The organism is Variovorax paradoxus, from assembly GCF_024734665.1.
GTDB lineage: Bacteria > Pseudomonadota > Gammaproteobacteria > Burkholderiales > Burkholderiaceae_C > Variovorax.
Window position 1 is genome coordinate 5112113 of sequence record NZ_CP102931.1, and the last position, 12653, is coordinate 5124765.

The 12653-nt window shown below is 67.7% G+C and carries 13 protein-coding genes; 12 read left to right on the plus strand and 1 reads right to left on the minus strand.

Translation table 11 applies throughout. The features are described 5' to 3' along the window. Positions 1-14: 14 nt before the first annotated feature. Genes NWF24_RS24165 through NWF24_RS24190 form a run of 6 tightly spaced genes read left to right on the plus strand, consistent with a single transcriptional unit; the run spans position 15 to position 5234 of the window. Positions 15-809, plus strand: coding sequence for an ABC transporter permease (locus tag NWF24_RS24165; RefSeq protein ID WP_258350755.1), 795 nt, complete (start codon positions 15-17; stop codon positions 807-809). 60 nt (positions 810-869) lie between these two features. Next, positions 870-2006, plus strand: coding sequence for an NAD(P)/FAD-dependent oxidoreductase (locus NWF24_RS24170; RefSeq protein ID WP_258350756.1), 1137 nt, complete (start codon positions 870-872; stop codon positions 2004-2006). Beyond that, positions 1996-2361 (plus strand): (2Fe-2S)-binding protein, encoded by a 366-nt coding sequence (locus tag NWF24_RS24175; protein ID WP_375338409.1) that lies wholly within the window; start codon positions 1996-1998, stop codon positions 2359-2361. Before NWF24_RS24170 ends, NWF24_RS24175 begins: the two co-directional genes overlap by 11 nt. Beyond that, positions 2351-3730: an NAD(P)/FAD-dependent oxidoreductase gene (locus tag NWF24_RS24180; RefSeq protein WP_258350757.1), complete on the plus strand. Its 1380-nt coding sequence runs from the start codon at positions 2351-2353 to the stop codon at positions 3728-3730. Before NWF24_RS24175 ends, NWF24_RS24180 begins: the two co-directional genes overlap by 11 nt. Beyond that, a complete protein-coding gene (locus NWF24_RS24185) occupies positions 3727-4884 on the plus strand; it encodes an NAD(P)/FAD-dependent oxidoreductase (protein ID WP_258350758.1) in 1158 nt (385 codons plus the stop codon). Before NWF24_RS24180 ends, NWF24_RS24185 begins: the two co-directional genes overlap by 4 nt. Continuing rightward, the gene (locus tag NWF24_RS24190; protein ID WP_093049240.1) at positions 4881-5234 is read left to right on the plus strand and encodes a RidA family protein; all 354 of its coding nucleotides are present in this window, start codon (positions 4881-4883) and stop codon (positions 5232-5234) included. The genes NWF24_RS24185 and NWF24_RS24190 overlap by 4 nt, the downstream gene beginning before the upstream one ends. A gap of 9 nt (positions 5235-5243) precedes the next feature. Here NWF24_RS24190 and NWF24_RS24195 read toward each other — a convergent pair whose 3' ends face one another. Continuing rightward, complete coding sequence (locus tag NWF24_RS24195; protein WP_093049237.1) at positions 5244-5678, minus strand: MarR family winged helix-turn-helix transcriptional regulator; 435 nt, start codon at positions 5676-5678, stop codon at positions 5244-5246. 143 nt (positions 5679-5821) lie between these two features. On the opposite strand from NWF24_RS24195, the gene NWF24_RS24200 reads away from it, so the two are divergent. From NWF24_RS24200 to NWF24_RS24225, 6 genes are all read left to right on the plus strand, one after another. Continuing rightward, positions 5822-6931 carry a substrate-binding domain-containing protein gene (locus NWF24_RS24200; RefSeq protein ID WP_258350759.1) on the plus strand — a complete coding sequence of 370 codons (1110 nt, stop codon included), beginning with the start codon at positions 5822-5824 and terminating at the stop codon, positions 6929-6931. 200 nt (positions 6932-7131) lie between these two features. Further along, complete coding sequence (locus NWF24_RS24205; RefSeq protein ID WP_258350760.1) at positions 7132-8649, plus strand: amidase; 1518 nt, start codon at positions 7132-7134, stop codon at positions 8647-8649. Between the two features lie 84 nt (positions 8650-8733). Further along, on the plus strand, positions 8734-9960 hold the full coding sequence (locus NWF24_RS24210; protein WP_258350761.1) for an urea ABC transporter substrate-binding protein: 1227 nt from the start codon (positions 8734-8736) through the stop codon (positions 9958-9960). Between the two features lie 15 nt (positions 9961-9975). Then, complete coding sequence (locus tag NWF24_RS24215; protein ID WP_258350762.1) at positions 9976-10842, plus strand: branched-chain amino acid ABC transporter permease; 867 nt, start codon at positions 9976-9978, stop codon at positions 10840-10842. Next, positions 10839-11936 carry a branched-chain amino acid ABC transporter permease gene (locus NWF24_RS24220; protein ID WP_258350763.1) on the plus strand — a complete coding sequence of 366 codons (1098 nt, stop codon included), beginning with the start codon at positions 10839-10841 and terminating at the stop codon, positions 11934-11936. Before NWF24_RS24215 ends, NWF24_RS24220 begins: the two co-directional genes overlap by 4 nt. Continuing rightward, on the plus strand, positions 11933-12652 hold the full coding sequence (locus NWF24_RS24225; protein ID WP_258350764.1) for an ATP-binding cassette domain-containing protein: 720 nt from the start codon (positions 11933-11935) through the stop codon (positions 12650-12652). The genes NWF24_RS24220 and NWF24_RS24225 overlap by 4 nt, the downstream gene beginning before the upstream one ends. Position 12653 lies beyond the last annotated feature (1 nt).

A 12653-nucleotide genomic window follows, 5' to 3' on the forward strand; every position in this document is an offset into this window, starting at 1 on the left:
AAAAGAGGCACGACATGCGCAAGAACGGACTGCTCTCCCTCGTCTACCACGCGATCTTCATCACCTTCATCCTGGCGCCGCTGGTCGTAGTGGTGCTGGTGTCGTTCACAGGCAAGGGCTACATCTCGCTGCCGACCGACGGCTTCTCGCTGCGCTGGTTCCGCGCCATCGGCGGCGCCACCGAGCTGGTCAACGCGTTCTGGATCTCGCTCTGGCTCGGCCTTGCGAGCGCGACCGTCGCCGTGGTGCTGGCAGTGCCGGCCGCGCTGGCGCTGGTGCGCTACCGCTTTCCGGGGCGCGGCGTGCTCGCGGCCTTCTTCATGTCGCCGCTGATGATTCCGCATGTGGTGCTGGGCGTGGCGTTCCTGCGCTTCTTCACCACGGTGGGCGTGTCGGGGTCGTTCGCGTGGCTCGCGTTGACGCACGTGGTGGTGGTCATGCCCTATGCGCTGCGGCTGGTGCTGGCCTCGGCCACGGGCCTCGATCGCGATGCAGAGAAGGCCGCGCTCTCGCTCGGCGCGAACCGCATGACCGCGTTCCGCCGCATCGTGCTGCCGCTGATCCTGCCGGGCGTGGTCGGCGGCTGGATGCTCGCCTTCATCCAGAGCTTCGACGAGCTCACCATGACCGTGTTCGTCGCCACGCCGGGCACCACGACGCTGCCGGTCGCCATGTACAACCAGATCGCGCAGACCATCGACCCGCTGGTGGCGTCGGTATCGACCGTGCTCATCGCCGGCACGGTGGTGCTGATGGTGCTGCTCGACCGCCTCGTCGGCCTCGACCGCGTGCTGATCGGCAAGGGCTGAGCGCGCCCTGCCCGCCTCTGCCCATCTGCTCGCATCCGGGCATTTCTTTTTCTGCATTCCATGAACACAAGTGATTTGATCGTCGTCGGCGGCGGCCTGGTCGGCACCGCGCTGGCCTACGGCGCGGCGCGCAACGGCACTCGCGTGACCGTCCTCGACGAGGGCGACGATGCCTTTCGTGCGTCGCGCGGCAATTTCGGACTCGTATGGGTCCAGGGCAAGGGCTTCGGCATGACGCCGTATGCGCGCTGGACGATGAGGTCGGCCGCGCAATGGTCGCAGCTCGCCGAGGCACTGAACGCCGACACCGGCATCGACGTGCAACTGCGCCAGCCCGGCGGCTTTCATTTCTGCTTTTCCGACGAGGAGATGCAGGCACGCGAAGCGCGCATGCGCAGCATCAGCGACGCGCTCGACGGCAACTACTCCTTCGAAATGCTGGACCACGCATCGCTCAAGGCACGGCTGCCCGGCATCGGGCCCGCGGTCGCTGGCGCGAGCTATACGCGGATGGATGGCCACGCCAATCCGCTGAAGCTGCTGCGGGCGCTGCACGCGGCCTGCCGCCATCACGGCGTGCGCTTCGCGCAGGGCAGCCGGGCGACGCGGATCACGCCGCAGGCCGGCGGCTTCGAGATCGAGGCCGGCACGGCCACATGGCACGCGCCGCGCGTGGTGCTCGCGGCCGGCCTCGGCAACCGCGAGCTGGCGCCGCAGATCGGCCTCCATGCGCCGGTGCAGCCCAATAGAGGCCAGGTGCTGGTCGGCGAACGCGTCGCCCGCTTTCTCGACCATCCGACCACCTACGTGCGCCAGACGGACGAAGGCACGATCCAGCTCGGCGATTCGCTCGAGGACGTCGGCCTCGACGACGGCACGACCGCCGACGTACTGAGCACCATCGCGCGTCGCGGCGTGCGCAGCTTTCCGGTGCTGGAGAGCCTGCGGCTGGTGCGCGCATGGGGCGCGCTGCGGGTGATGACGCCCGACGGCTTTCCGATCTACCAGGCATCGACGCAATGTCCCGGCGCTTTCGTCGTGACCTGCCACAGCGGCGTGACGCTGGCCGCCAACCATGCGTTCTCCATCGCGCCGTGGATCGCCGGCAGTGCCGGGGACGGCGCACCGGCCGGCATCGAATCTTTCAGCGGTGACCGCTTCCTCAACGGCAACGAGACCTTCCAACATGCCCACTAACGTCCGCTTTCGCTCCCTGGTTCCGGCCGATGCTTCGCCGCGCGGCGAGCCGATGGTCAACCTGTTTTTCGATGGCCGTGGCCTGCAGGCTCCGGCCGGTTGCAGCGTGGCCGCGGCCCTGCTCGCCAACGGTGTCTCTACCTTCCGCACCACGCCCGTGAGCGGGGCGCCGCGCGCGCCCTACTGCATGATGGGCGCGTGCTTCGATTGCCTGGTCGAAATCGACGGCCAGCCCAACCGGCAGAGCTGCCTCGTCGCGGTGGCCGAAGGCATGCAGGTGAAGACGCAGGCTGGCCTGCGTTCCTTCAATGGCGCCGATGCCGTGATTGCCGAAGAGGCCGCGCATGTCGAATGAGCGTTGCGACATCGCCATCATTGGCGCCGGACCGGCCGGCATGTCGGCCGCCATCGTTGCCGCGCGGCTCGGCGCCAGCGTCGTCGTGCTCGACGAGCAGCGCGGTGCGGGCGGGCAGATCTATCGCGCCATCACCGACGCGCCAGCGCGCCGGGTCGACCTGCTCGGGCCGGACTACGCCGCCGGCCGCTCGCTCGCCGATGCCTTCGCTGCAAGCGGCGCCCGGCACCTGACCAACGCCGCCGTCTGGCAGGTCACGCCCGAAGGCGCTGTGCATTACCTGCGCGACGGCGCGACCTCAACGCTGCAGGCCGGACGCGTCGTGCTCTGCTCGGGCGCCATGGAGCGTCCGTTCCCGATCCCGGGCTGGACGCTGCCGGGCGTGCTCACCGCTGGCGCTGCGCAAATCCTGCTGAAGAGCGCCGACGTGGTGCCGGCCGAGCCCGTCGTGCTCGCGGGCTGCGGACCGCTGCTCTACCTGCTCGGCTGGCAGTACGTGCGCGCGGGCGTGCCCATTCGCGCGCTGGTCGACACGACGTCGATGGAAGACTACCGCCGCGCGCTCTCGCACCTCGGCGGCGCGCTGGCCGGCTGGCGCTACCTGAAGAAAGGGCTGTCGCTCATGCGTGTGCTGAAGCGCGCCGGTGTGCCCTTCCACGCCGGTGCCGAGAACCTCGCAGCGGAAGGCGATGACGGCGTGGAGGCGCTGCGCTTCACGGCCGGCGGCAAGGCGCATCGCATCGAAACCTCGACCCTTCTGTTGCACCACGGCGTGGTGCCGAACACGCAATTCACCTGGTCGCTGCGGGCCAGGCACACGTGGGACAACGCGCAACTGTGCTGGCGGCCCGAGGCGGACGCCTGGGGTGCGCTCGACGTGCCCGGCATCCACGTCGCCGGCGATGGCCTCGGCATCGGTGGTGCGCTGGCGGCGGCGCAGCAGGGCGAGCTTGCGGCGCTCGGCGCGATGCACGGGCTCGGCCGGATCACGACCGCCGAGCGCGACAAGCTTGCCGAGCCGCTTCGCGCGGCGCTGCGCGAGCACCTGCGCATCCGCCCCTTCCTCGATGCGCTGTACCGGCCCAAGAAGGCCAACCGCATTCCGGCAGACGACGTGATCGTGTGCCGCTGCGAGGAAGTCGCTGCCGGCGCCATCCGGCATTTCGTGGCGCTCGGCTGCGATGGGCCCAATCAGGCGAAGGCCTTCGGGCGTTGCGGCATGGGCCCGTGCCAGGGGCGCCAGTGCGGCCTGACCGTGACCGAGCTGATCGCGGACGCGCGCGGCGTGACGCCGGCCGAAGTGGGCTACTACCGCATCCGGCCGCCGATCAAGCCGATCTCGCTGGGCGAACTCGCGGGCGCGGAATGAAGCGATCGGCGGATGTGATCGTCGTTGGCGGCGGCCTGCACGGCCTGTCGAGCGCGCTGCATCTTGCGCGGCGCGGGCTGGCGGTCATCGTGCTCGAGGCCGAGTTCTGTGGCCGCCATGCTTCCGGCGTGAACGCGGGCGGCGTGCGAACCCTCGGGCGCCACGTCGCCGAGATTCCGCTCGCGCTGGCGTCGCGAACAATGTGGCACCGGCTGGCCGAACTCGTCGGCGATGACGCGGGTTTTGCGCCCAGCGGCCAGCTGAAGGTTGCCGAGACCGATGAGGAACTGCAGACGCTGCGCGACACCGTTGCGCGTCTGCATTCGCTTGGCTTCGGCCATGAAGAACTCGTCGACGCCAAACAGGTGCGCGAACTCGTGCCCGCCATTGCGCCGCACGTCGTCGGCGGCATCTGGGTGCGCGATGACGGCCATGCCTTGCCGTACCGCGCCGTCACCGCATTCCGGCTGGCATCCCAGCGCGCCGGCGCAGAAGTGCACGAGGAGACGCGCGTCGAACGCATCGACCATCGCGCCGGCCGCTGGCACGTGGCAACCACGCGTGGCAGCTTCGACGCCACCCATCTGGTCAACGCCGCCGGTGCCTGGGCCGGCACGCTGGCCGCGCAGGCCGGTGACCCGGTGCCGGTCGAAGGGGGCGGGCTGATGCTCATGATCACGCACCGTGCACCGCCCTTCGTCACGCCGGTGCTCGGCGCGACCGGCCGGCCGCTGTCCTTCAAGCAGTTCGCGAACGGCACGGTGCTGATCGGCGGTGGGCTGCGCTGCACCGCGGACCTCGACGCGCGGCATGGCATCGTCGACATGCCGAAGCTCGCCCGCAGCGCGCGCACGGTGACCGACTTGTTCCCGCACCTGAAGCCGCTGGGCGTCAACCGCGCCTGGGCCGGCGTCGAGGCCTTCATGCCCGACGGTATTCCCGTGATCGGCCCGAGCCGCGCGGCGCCGAACCTCGTGCATGCATTCGGCTTTTCTGCGCACGGCTTCGAGCTCGGGCCGATCGGCGGGCAGCTCGTTGCCGAGCTCGTGACCGAAGGCGGCAGCACGCTGCCCATCGAAGCCTTTGCCGTCGACCGCTTCGCGCGTCGAGCGGCCGCAACTTTTCAACCACTCCAGCAAGGACAACCATCATGAGCGACATCCAGCGCTACGACTCCAACGCACGCCTTTCCCGCATCGTCGTGCACAACTCGGTGGTCTACGTCGCAGGCGTCACCGCGAACGACCGCAGCGGTGATGCCCAGGCGCAGGCCGCGGACATCCTCGCCAAGATCGACGGCTACCTTGCGAGCGTCGGCACGAACAAGTCGCGCCTGTTGTCGGTGCAGATCTGGCTGCAGGACATCGACCGAGATTTCGCCGGCCTGAACGCCGCCTGGGCAGAGTGGATTCCCGCCGATGCCATGCCCACACGGGCCACCTGCGAGGCCAGGCTGGCAGCGCCCGACCTGCGCGTCGAGATCATCGTGACGGCGGCGCTGTAGGGCGTCGCGTCAGGGCGCTTCGCACTCGTCGATGAAGTTCTCGAGCAGCTTCTTGAGCTGGCTGGTCTTGCGCGGGCCCAGCGCTTCTTCGATGACATCGTGGTGCGCGTCCACGCTTTTCTTCAGGCGCGAGACCGTTTCCAGGCCCAGGTCGCTGATGTAGACCAGCACCCTGCGGCTGTCGGTGGCGTCGGCTGCGCGCTGCACCAGCCCGCGGCTCACCAGCTTGTCGATGTTCTTGGTCAGCGCCGGGTGGTTCAGCAGGACGGTTTCCGCCAGGTCGCCCATGGAACGCCCCTGCTCGTCGGCCAGCACCTGCAGGATGCGCCAGTGCTCTTCCGTCACCTCTTCCGCGGCGATGGATTGGGCCAGGCCGATGCGCATGCGCCGGTTGGCGGAGGCCAGCAGGTAGGCCAGGTACTGGGAAATGTCTTGCTCGGGCATGGGCGGCGGGGCGGTCTGCGTCGGAATCGGATGCGGGCGAGTCTACGCAGAATCGTTTGCCTTGGAAAGTATTGGCGCGATTTTTGCAGCATGCTCAGCCCCCAGTCGCCGTCCTTCCATCCTCCGCACCGGTCACCCGTCCCATGCCCGCCCTCTCATCGAACAGGATTGCGGCCCGCGCGCAACGGCCGCGGCCCCTGCTTGCGCGCCAGGAACTCAACATCGCGCTGTGCGTGCCGCTGGGCGGCACGGCCGGCATATGGGCTCCCTCTTCCCTGGCCTGCGCCAAACTGGCGCAGGCCGAGCTCAACCGCGACGCGGGCATCGGGGGCCGCTCATGCCGGCTGCTGACCGTCAATGCCGCGGGCGATTCGGCCGACATCGAAGCCACGCTGACCGAACTGGTGCACGCCGGCGACATCGACGCCATCATCGGCATGCACACCAGCGCCGTGCGCCATCGCATCCTGCGCGCCGTGGGGGGACAGATCCCGATCGTCTATACGCCGCTGTACGAAGGCGGGGAATCCACGCCAGGCGTCTTCGCGATCGGCGAGACCGCCGCACGCCAGCTGCAGCCGGCGATCGGCTGGCTGGGCCGCCACAAGCACCCGCGGCGCTGGTTCGCGGTTGGCAACGACTACATCTGGCCGCACGTCTCGCACCGGATGGCGCGCAGCTACATCGCGCAAGCCGGCGGCGAGCTGGTCGGCGAGATGTACGTTCCCTTCGGAACCACGGATTTCTCGCAGGTGCTCGACGCGCTCCACAAGGGCAGCGTCGACGCCGTCCTGCTCTCGCTCATCGGACAGGATGCCATCGAGTTCAACCGGGCCTTCGGCCGCACTAGCCTGTCGCGCGCCATGCTGCGGCTGTCCTGCGCCATCGGGGAGAACGAACTCCTGGGCATCGGCGCCGACAACGCGGAAGACCTCTACATGGCCTGCGGCTACTTCGCCACGCTCGACACGGAGGCCAACCTGGCCTTCAAGGAGCGCTACCACGCACATTTCGGCGAGCGCGCGCCGACCCTCAACACCTTCGGCCAGTCGACCTACGAGGGCATGCATTTCCTGGGCGCGCTGTTCGCCGGAAGCAGACAGCCCATGGCCTGCCTGGAACACCTGGGCGGCACGCCGATTCACTACCGCAGTGCGCGGGAAGCCAGCTACCAGGGCGGCGGAGTGAACCGCACGCCGATCTATCTGGCCCGGGCCGAAGGCAATGCGTTTCGCGTCATCACGCGACTTTGAGCGAGTGGAAAACGGGTGTATTTTATTTTCCAAGGAAAACAAAATCCTTGACTTGGAAAATATCGGCACACAAAATCGGGCTGTGACGAGCCTGTAGGCGCCCGCTGTTTCGCACGGTGCGGCAAGGCCGACGCAACGCCGATCCGGCGGCCTCTTCGGGGCTGCCGGCGCCCATTCAACGAAGAACGCGGAGTCCGCTCATGGCCATCAAGCGCCCCACCCTCGACCAGTTGCAGGACGTTGCCCTGGGCCTGGGCATCCATCTGTCCGAAGCGCAGGCCAGCAGCTACAACGCGCTGCTGCAGGCCAACTTCGATGCCTACGACGCGGTCGATGCGATGCCCGACTACCTGCCTGTCGTGAGCTATGCGCGCACGCCCGGCTACCGCCCCCTGGGCGAAGAAAACAAGTACGGCGCCTGGTACGTCAAGACCACGATCAAGGGCAAGGCCGAGGGCAAGCTCGCCGGCAAGACCGTGGTGCTCAAGGACAACGTCTGCCTCGCCGGCGTGCCGATGATGAACGGCGCCTCCACGCTCGAAGGCTATGTGCCGAACGTCGACGCCACCGTCGTCACCCGGCTGCTCGATGCCGGTGCCACGGTGGTGGGCAAGGCGGTCTGCGAATACTTCTGCTTCTCGGGCGGCTCGCACACCAGTGCCTCCGGGCCGGTCCACAACCCGCACCGCATGGGCTACTCGGCCGGAGGCTCCTCGTCGGGCAGCGCGGCGCTGGTGGCCGCGGGCGAGGTCGACCTGGCGATCGGCGGCGACCAGGGCGGCTCCATCCGCATGCCGGCGTCCTATTGCGGCATCTACGGCATGAAGGCCACCCACGGCCTGGTGCCCTACACCGGCGTGATGCCGATCGAACTGACCATCGACCACACCGGCCCGATGACGGCCAACGTGACCGACAACGCGCTGATGCTCGAAGTGCTGGCCGGCCCCGACGGGCTCGATCCGCGCCAGCATGCGGGCCAGGCCGCCAAGCCCTACAGCGAGCTCATGAAGGACGGCGTGCGCGGCCTGCGCATCGGCATCGTCAAAGAAGGCTTCGGCTGGCCCCAGTCTGACCCCGCCGTCGGCGCCAAGGTGCGCAAGGCGGCCGAGGTGTTTACCCGGCTGGGCGCGATCGTCAGCGAGGTGTCGGTCCCCATGCATTCGGTCGGCCCGGCGATCTGGCTGCCGATTGCCGCCGAGGGTGCCACCCAGCAGATGATGAAAGACAACGGCCACGGCTTCAACTGGAAGGGGCTCTACGTCACCAGCATGGTCGACTTCCACGCCGGCTGGAAGCACCGCGCCGACGAGCTCTCCGAAACGCTCAAGCTCACCATGGTGCTTGGCGAGTATTTCATCAAGCACTACCGCGGCCACTACTACGCCAAGGCGCAGAACCTGGCCCGCCAGCTGACCGCGGCCTACGACAGCGCCCTGTCCGATGTCGATCTGCTGCTGATGCCCACGCTGCCGATCACGGCCACGCCGCTGCCGGCGCCCGGCGCCAGCATCGAGGAGGTGGTCACGCGCGCCTTCGAGGTGCTGCCCAACACCTGCCCCTTCGACGTCACCGGCCATCCCTCGATGAGCGTGCCCTGCGGGCTGATCGACGGCCTGCCGGTCGGAATGATGCTCACCGGCCGCTGCTACGACGAAGCCACCATCTACCGCGCCGCCTATGCCTTCGAGCAGGCCGGCGACTGGAAAGCCATCTGACGCTTTCGCCCGCTTTCTTCTGTTCCTGCCTTTCTCAACAACACAGCGGCGGCTGCGCCCGCCGAGCAACGAGGAGTTAGTTCCATGGATCGTCGTTCCTTCATCCAGTCTTCGGCCGCTGCCCTGGCGGGCACCGCGGTGCCGCTGTTTCCGATGTCAGCCATGGCCGCCGACGAGATCGTCGTCGGCAGCATCGTCGACATGTCGGGCGGGCTGGACATCTACGGCAAGCCGATGGCCGACTGCATGACGCTCGCGGTCGAAGAGCAGAACGCCGCCGGCGGCCTGCTGGGCAAGAAGATCAGGCTGGCCACCTACGACCCGCAGTCGAACATGCAGCTCTATGCGCAGTTCGCGCAGCAATCGGCGCTGAAGGACAAGTCGACGGTCGTGATGGGCGGCATCACCTCGGCCTCGCGCGAGGTGATCCGGCCGGTGCTCACGCGCAACAAGACGCTGTACTTCTACAACACGCAGTACGAAGGAGGCGTGTGCGACCGCAACACCTTCTGCACCGGCGTCACGCCCGGCCAGACCGTCGCCAAGCTCATTCCCTACGCGATGAAGAAGTGGGGCAAGAAGGTCTACGTGGTGGCGGCCGACTACAACTACGGCCAGATCACCTCGCAATGGGTCAAGAAGTTCGTGCAGGAGAACGGCGGCTCGGTCGCCTCCATCGACTTCTTCCCGCTCGACGTGACCAACTTCGGCCCGACCATCTCGAAGATCGAGGCGGCCAAGCCCGACATGATCGTCTCGGCGCTGGTCGGCGGCGCGCACATCTCCTTCTACCGCCAGTGGGCGGCCGCGGGCCTGACGAAGAAGATCCCGCTCGCATCCACCACCTTCGCCGGCGGCAACGAGCACATCGTGCTGTCGCAGGCCGAGGCCGACGGCTTTCTCATCTCCTACAACTACTTCCAGAACCTCGACACGCCGCAGAACAAGGCCTTCAAGGAGCGCTTCTACAAGCGCTTCGGCGCCGACTATCCCAACATCACCGAGCTCGCGATGGGTACCTACCAGGGCTTCAAGCTCTGGGCCGAGGGCGTGAAGAAGGCCGGTTCGCTCGACCGCGAGAAGATGATCGCGGCCCTGGAGACCGGCATCAGCATCGACGGCCCGAGCGGCAAGGTCTCGCTCGACCCGGCCACCCACCACTGCGTGCTGAACGTGAGCATCGCCGAGGTGCGCAACAAGCAGCTCAACATCGTCGAGACCTTCCAGCAGCAGCAGCCGGTGGACACCAGCGCGGTCTGCAACCTCGTGAAGAACCCGAAGGACAACCAGCAGTACGTGATCAAGGTCTGAAGGCAAGGCACCGGCATGGATCTCGCACTCGTCGTTCTCATCCAGGTGCTCTACGCGGTGGCGAGCCTGGTCATCGTCTCCGCCGGGCTGGCCGTCATCTTCGGGATGATGAAGGTCATCAATCTCGCGCACGGCGAGTTCATGATGCTCGGCGCCTATGCCGTCATTGCGGCGCTCAAGCTCGGCATCAACCTGTGGATCGCGATGTTCATCGTCGCGCCGATCGCGGTGGGCCTGGTCGGCGTGGTGCTGGAGCGGCTGGTCATTCGCCGCCTCTACGGCCGCATGGTCGACACCATGCTGGCCACCTGGGGGCTGTCGCTGCTGCTGGTGGGCATCGTCACCTCGGTGGCGGGCAACACCACGGCCGGCGTCTCGGCGCCGCTGGGCAGCTTTTCCATCGGCGCCTACTCGGTCAGCGGCTACACGCTGGTGATCATCGCGGTTGCCGTGGCGCTGTCGCTGGCGATCCGCTTCGTGCTCACGCGCACGCAGCTGGGCCTGATCGCGCGCGGCACCATGCAGAAGCCCGATATGGCGAACGCACTCGGCATCAGCCCGAGCCGCGTGTACTCGGTCACCTTCGCGGTGGGCGCCGCGCTCTCCGGCCTGGCCGGCGGGCTGCTCGCGCCGCTGACCGGCGTGGTGCCGACCATGGGCGCCGCCTTCGTGGCCAAGGCCTTCATCACCGTGATCGGCGGCGGGCCGGCCATCCTGGCAGGCCTGATCGGTGCATCGACGCTCTTCGGCGCCATCAACCAGCTCGCGACCTTCGTGACCACGCCTGTGCTGGGCGAGGTGGCGCTGCTCGTGGCCGCGATCGTGATGCTGCGGCTGCTGCCGCAAGGCATCACCGGACGTTTCTTCAAGGGGTCCCTGTGAATCGTTTTGCCAAGTCCTGGGTCAGCGCGGCGATCAGCCTGGCCGTTGGCGTCGCGCTGCTCTTCGGCCTGCCCGGCGTGATGGACGACTACACGCTGATCGAAGTCACGATCTACGCCGTCATGTCGATCCTCGGCGTGAGCCTTGCCTTCATCTGGGGCTTCGGCGGCATCCTGTGCTTCGGGCAGGCAGCCTTCTTCGGCCTCGGCTCGTACACCTACGCGATCGCGATGATGAACATGGGCGACAGCACCGTGCCCTTCCTGCTCGCGATCGTGGTCCCCGCGTTGTTCGCCGCGCTGCTGGGCTACGTGATCTTCTACGGCCGCCTGTCGGACGTGTACATGGGCGTGATCACCCTCACCGTCACGCTGATCCTGTTCAACCTGATCAACTCGACCGCCGGGCCGGAGTGGCGCATCGGCAATGCGCCGCTGGGCGGCTTCAACGGCATCCCGGCGATACCGACGCTCAACTGGCCCGGGCAGCAGGACGAGGTGCTCACACCGAAGGACTTGTTCTACGTCACCTTCAGCTGCCTGTTGCTGGTCTATCTGGGGCTGCGCGTGCTGATCAGCTCGAAGATCGGCCGCGTGATCGTCGCGGCCAAGGAGAACGAGCAGCGCGTGCTGCTGCTGGGCTACGACGCGCGCGCCTACAAGCTATTCAGCTTCACGCTGGGGGGCGCCATCGCAGGCCTGGCGGGCTGCCTGTTCGCGAACTGGGGTGCATTCACGAGCCCCACCATCTTCGGCCTCGGGCAGTCGGCGCAGATCATCATCTGGGTCATCGTCGGCGGCCTGGGCACACTGGTCGGGCCGATCGTCGGCTGCATCGCGATCCAGTGGCTGACCTCGCAGATCGGTACGCAGCAGACCTTCAATTCCAACCTGGTGCTCGGCGGCATCCTGGTGGTCTTCGTGCTGCTGGTGCCGCGCGGCATCGTACCGACCCTCGGCGACCTGATCGACATGGCGTGGCGCCGCCTGCGCAAGACGCCGGCACATGCCCCGAAGGTGGCCTCGCCCGCGGCGGCCCCCAAGGCCCCGATCGAAGCGCCGCACGCGCTGACCGCAACGGAGACGGCCCCATGACGACGCCCCTGATCGAGACCCGCAACCTCAACGTGCGCTTCGGCGGCGTGCACGCCACGCGCGACGTGAACTTCACGCTGGCCGAAGCCGAGCTGCGCTGCGTGATCGGCCCGAACGGCGCCGGCAAGAGCACTTTCTTCAAGCTGCTGACCGGCCAGGTCAAGCCGACCTCGGGCCAGATCCTGTTCCGCGGCCAGGACATCTCGAAGATGCAGCCGCACGACCCGGGCCGCCTGGGCATCGGCATCAAGACCCAGGTGCCCAGCCTGTTCAACGGGCTGAGCGTGTGGGAGAACGTGTGGCTCTCGGCGCGGCGCCTGAACAGCACCGCGCAGGCCGACCGCATCACGCGCGAGACGCTCGAACGCGTAGGCATGCATGCCTACCGCGACGTCACGGCCGGGCTGCTGGCGCACGGCATGCGGCAGTGGGTCGAGATCGGCGTAGTGATCGCGGCCGATCCGCCGCTGATCCTGCTCGACGAACCGGCCGCCGGCATGAGCGACGGCGAGGTGGCGCGCACGGCCGAACTCATCCTGGAAATCAACCGCCAGCATGCGCTGGTGGTGGTGGAACACGACATGAACTTCATCCGCATGATCGCCAGGAAAGTCACCGTGCTGCACCAGGGCGCCGTGATCAAGGAGGACACGCCGGACCGCATCATGAGCGACCCGCTGATCCAGCAGATCTACCTCGGCAAGAAGCCGCACTGAC

Bases quoted from the DNA above. Each gene is read 5' to 3' on its own strand.
- NWF24_RS24165 (WP_258350755.1), top strand. From the start codon at position 15: ATGCGCAAGAACGGACTGCTCTCCCTCGTCTACCACGCGATCTTCATC.
- NWF24_RS24170 (WP_258350756.1), top strand. From the start codon at position 870: ATGAACACAAGTGATTTGATCGTCGTCGGCGGCGGCCTGGTCGGCACC.
- NWF24_RS24175 (WP_375338409.1), top strand. From the start codon at position 1,996: ATGCCCACTAACGTCCGCTTTCGCTCCCTGGTTCCGGCCGATGCTTCG.
- NWF24_RS24180 (WP_258350757.1), top strand. From the start codon at position 2,351: ATGTCGAATGAGCGTTGCGACATCGCCATCATTGGCGCCGGACCGGCC.
- NWF24_RS24185 (WP_258350758.1), top strand. From the start codon at position 3,727: ATGAAGCGATCGGCGGATGTGATCGTCGTTGGCGGCGGCCTGCACGGC.
- NWF24_RS24190 (WP_093049240.1), top strand. From the start codon at position 4,881: ATGAGCGACATCCAGCGCTACGACTCCAACGCACGCCTTTCCCGCATC.
- NWF24_RS24195 (WP_093049237.1), bottom strand. From the start codon at position 5,678: ATGCCCGAGCAAGACATTTCCCAGTACCTGGCCTACCTGCTGGCCTCC.
- NWF24_RS24200 (WP_258350759.1), top strand. From the start codon at position 5,822: ATGCCCGCCCTCTCATCGAACAGGATTGCGGCCCGCGCGCAACGGCCG.
- NWF24_RS24205 (WP_258350760.1), top strand. From the start codon at position 7,132: ATGGCCATCAAGCGCCCCACCCTCGACCAGTTGCAGGACGTTGCCCTG.
- NWF24_RS24210 (WP_258350761.1), top strand. From the start codon at position 8,734: ATGGATCGTCGTTCCTTCATCCAGTCTTCGGCCGCTGCCCTGGCGGGC.
- NWF24_RS24215 (WP_258350762.1), top strand. From the start codon at position 9,976: ATGGATCTCGCACTCGTCGTTCTCATCCAGGTGCTCTACGCGGTGGCG.
- NWF24_RS24225 (WP_258350764.1), top strand. From the start codon at position 11,933: ATGACGACGCCCCTGATCGAGACCCGCAACCTCAACGTGCGCTTCGGC.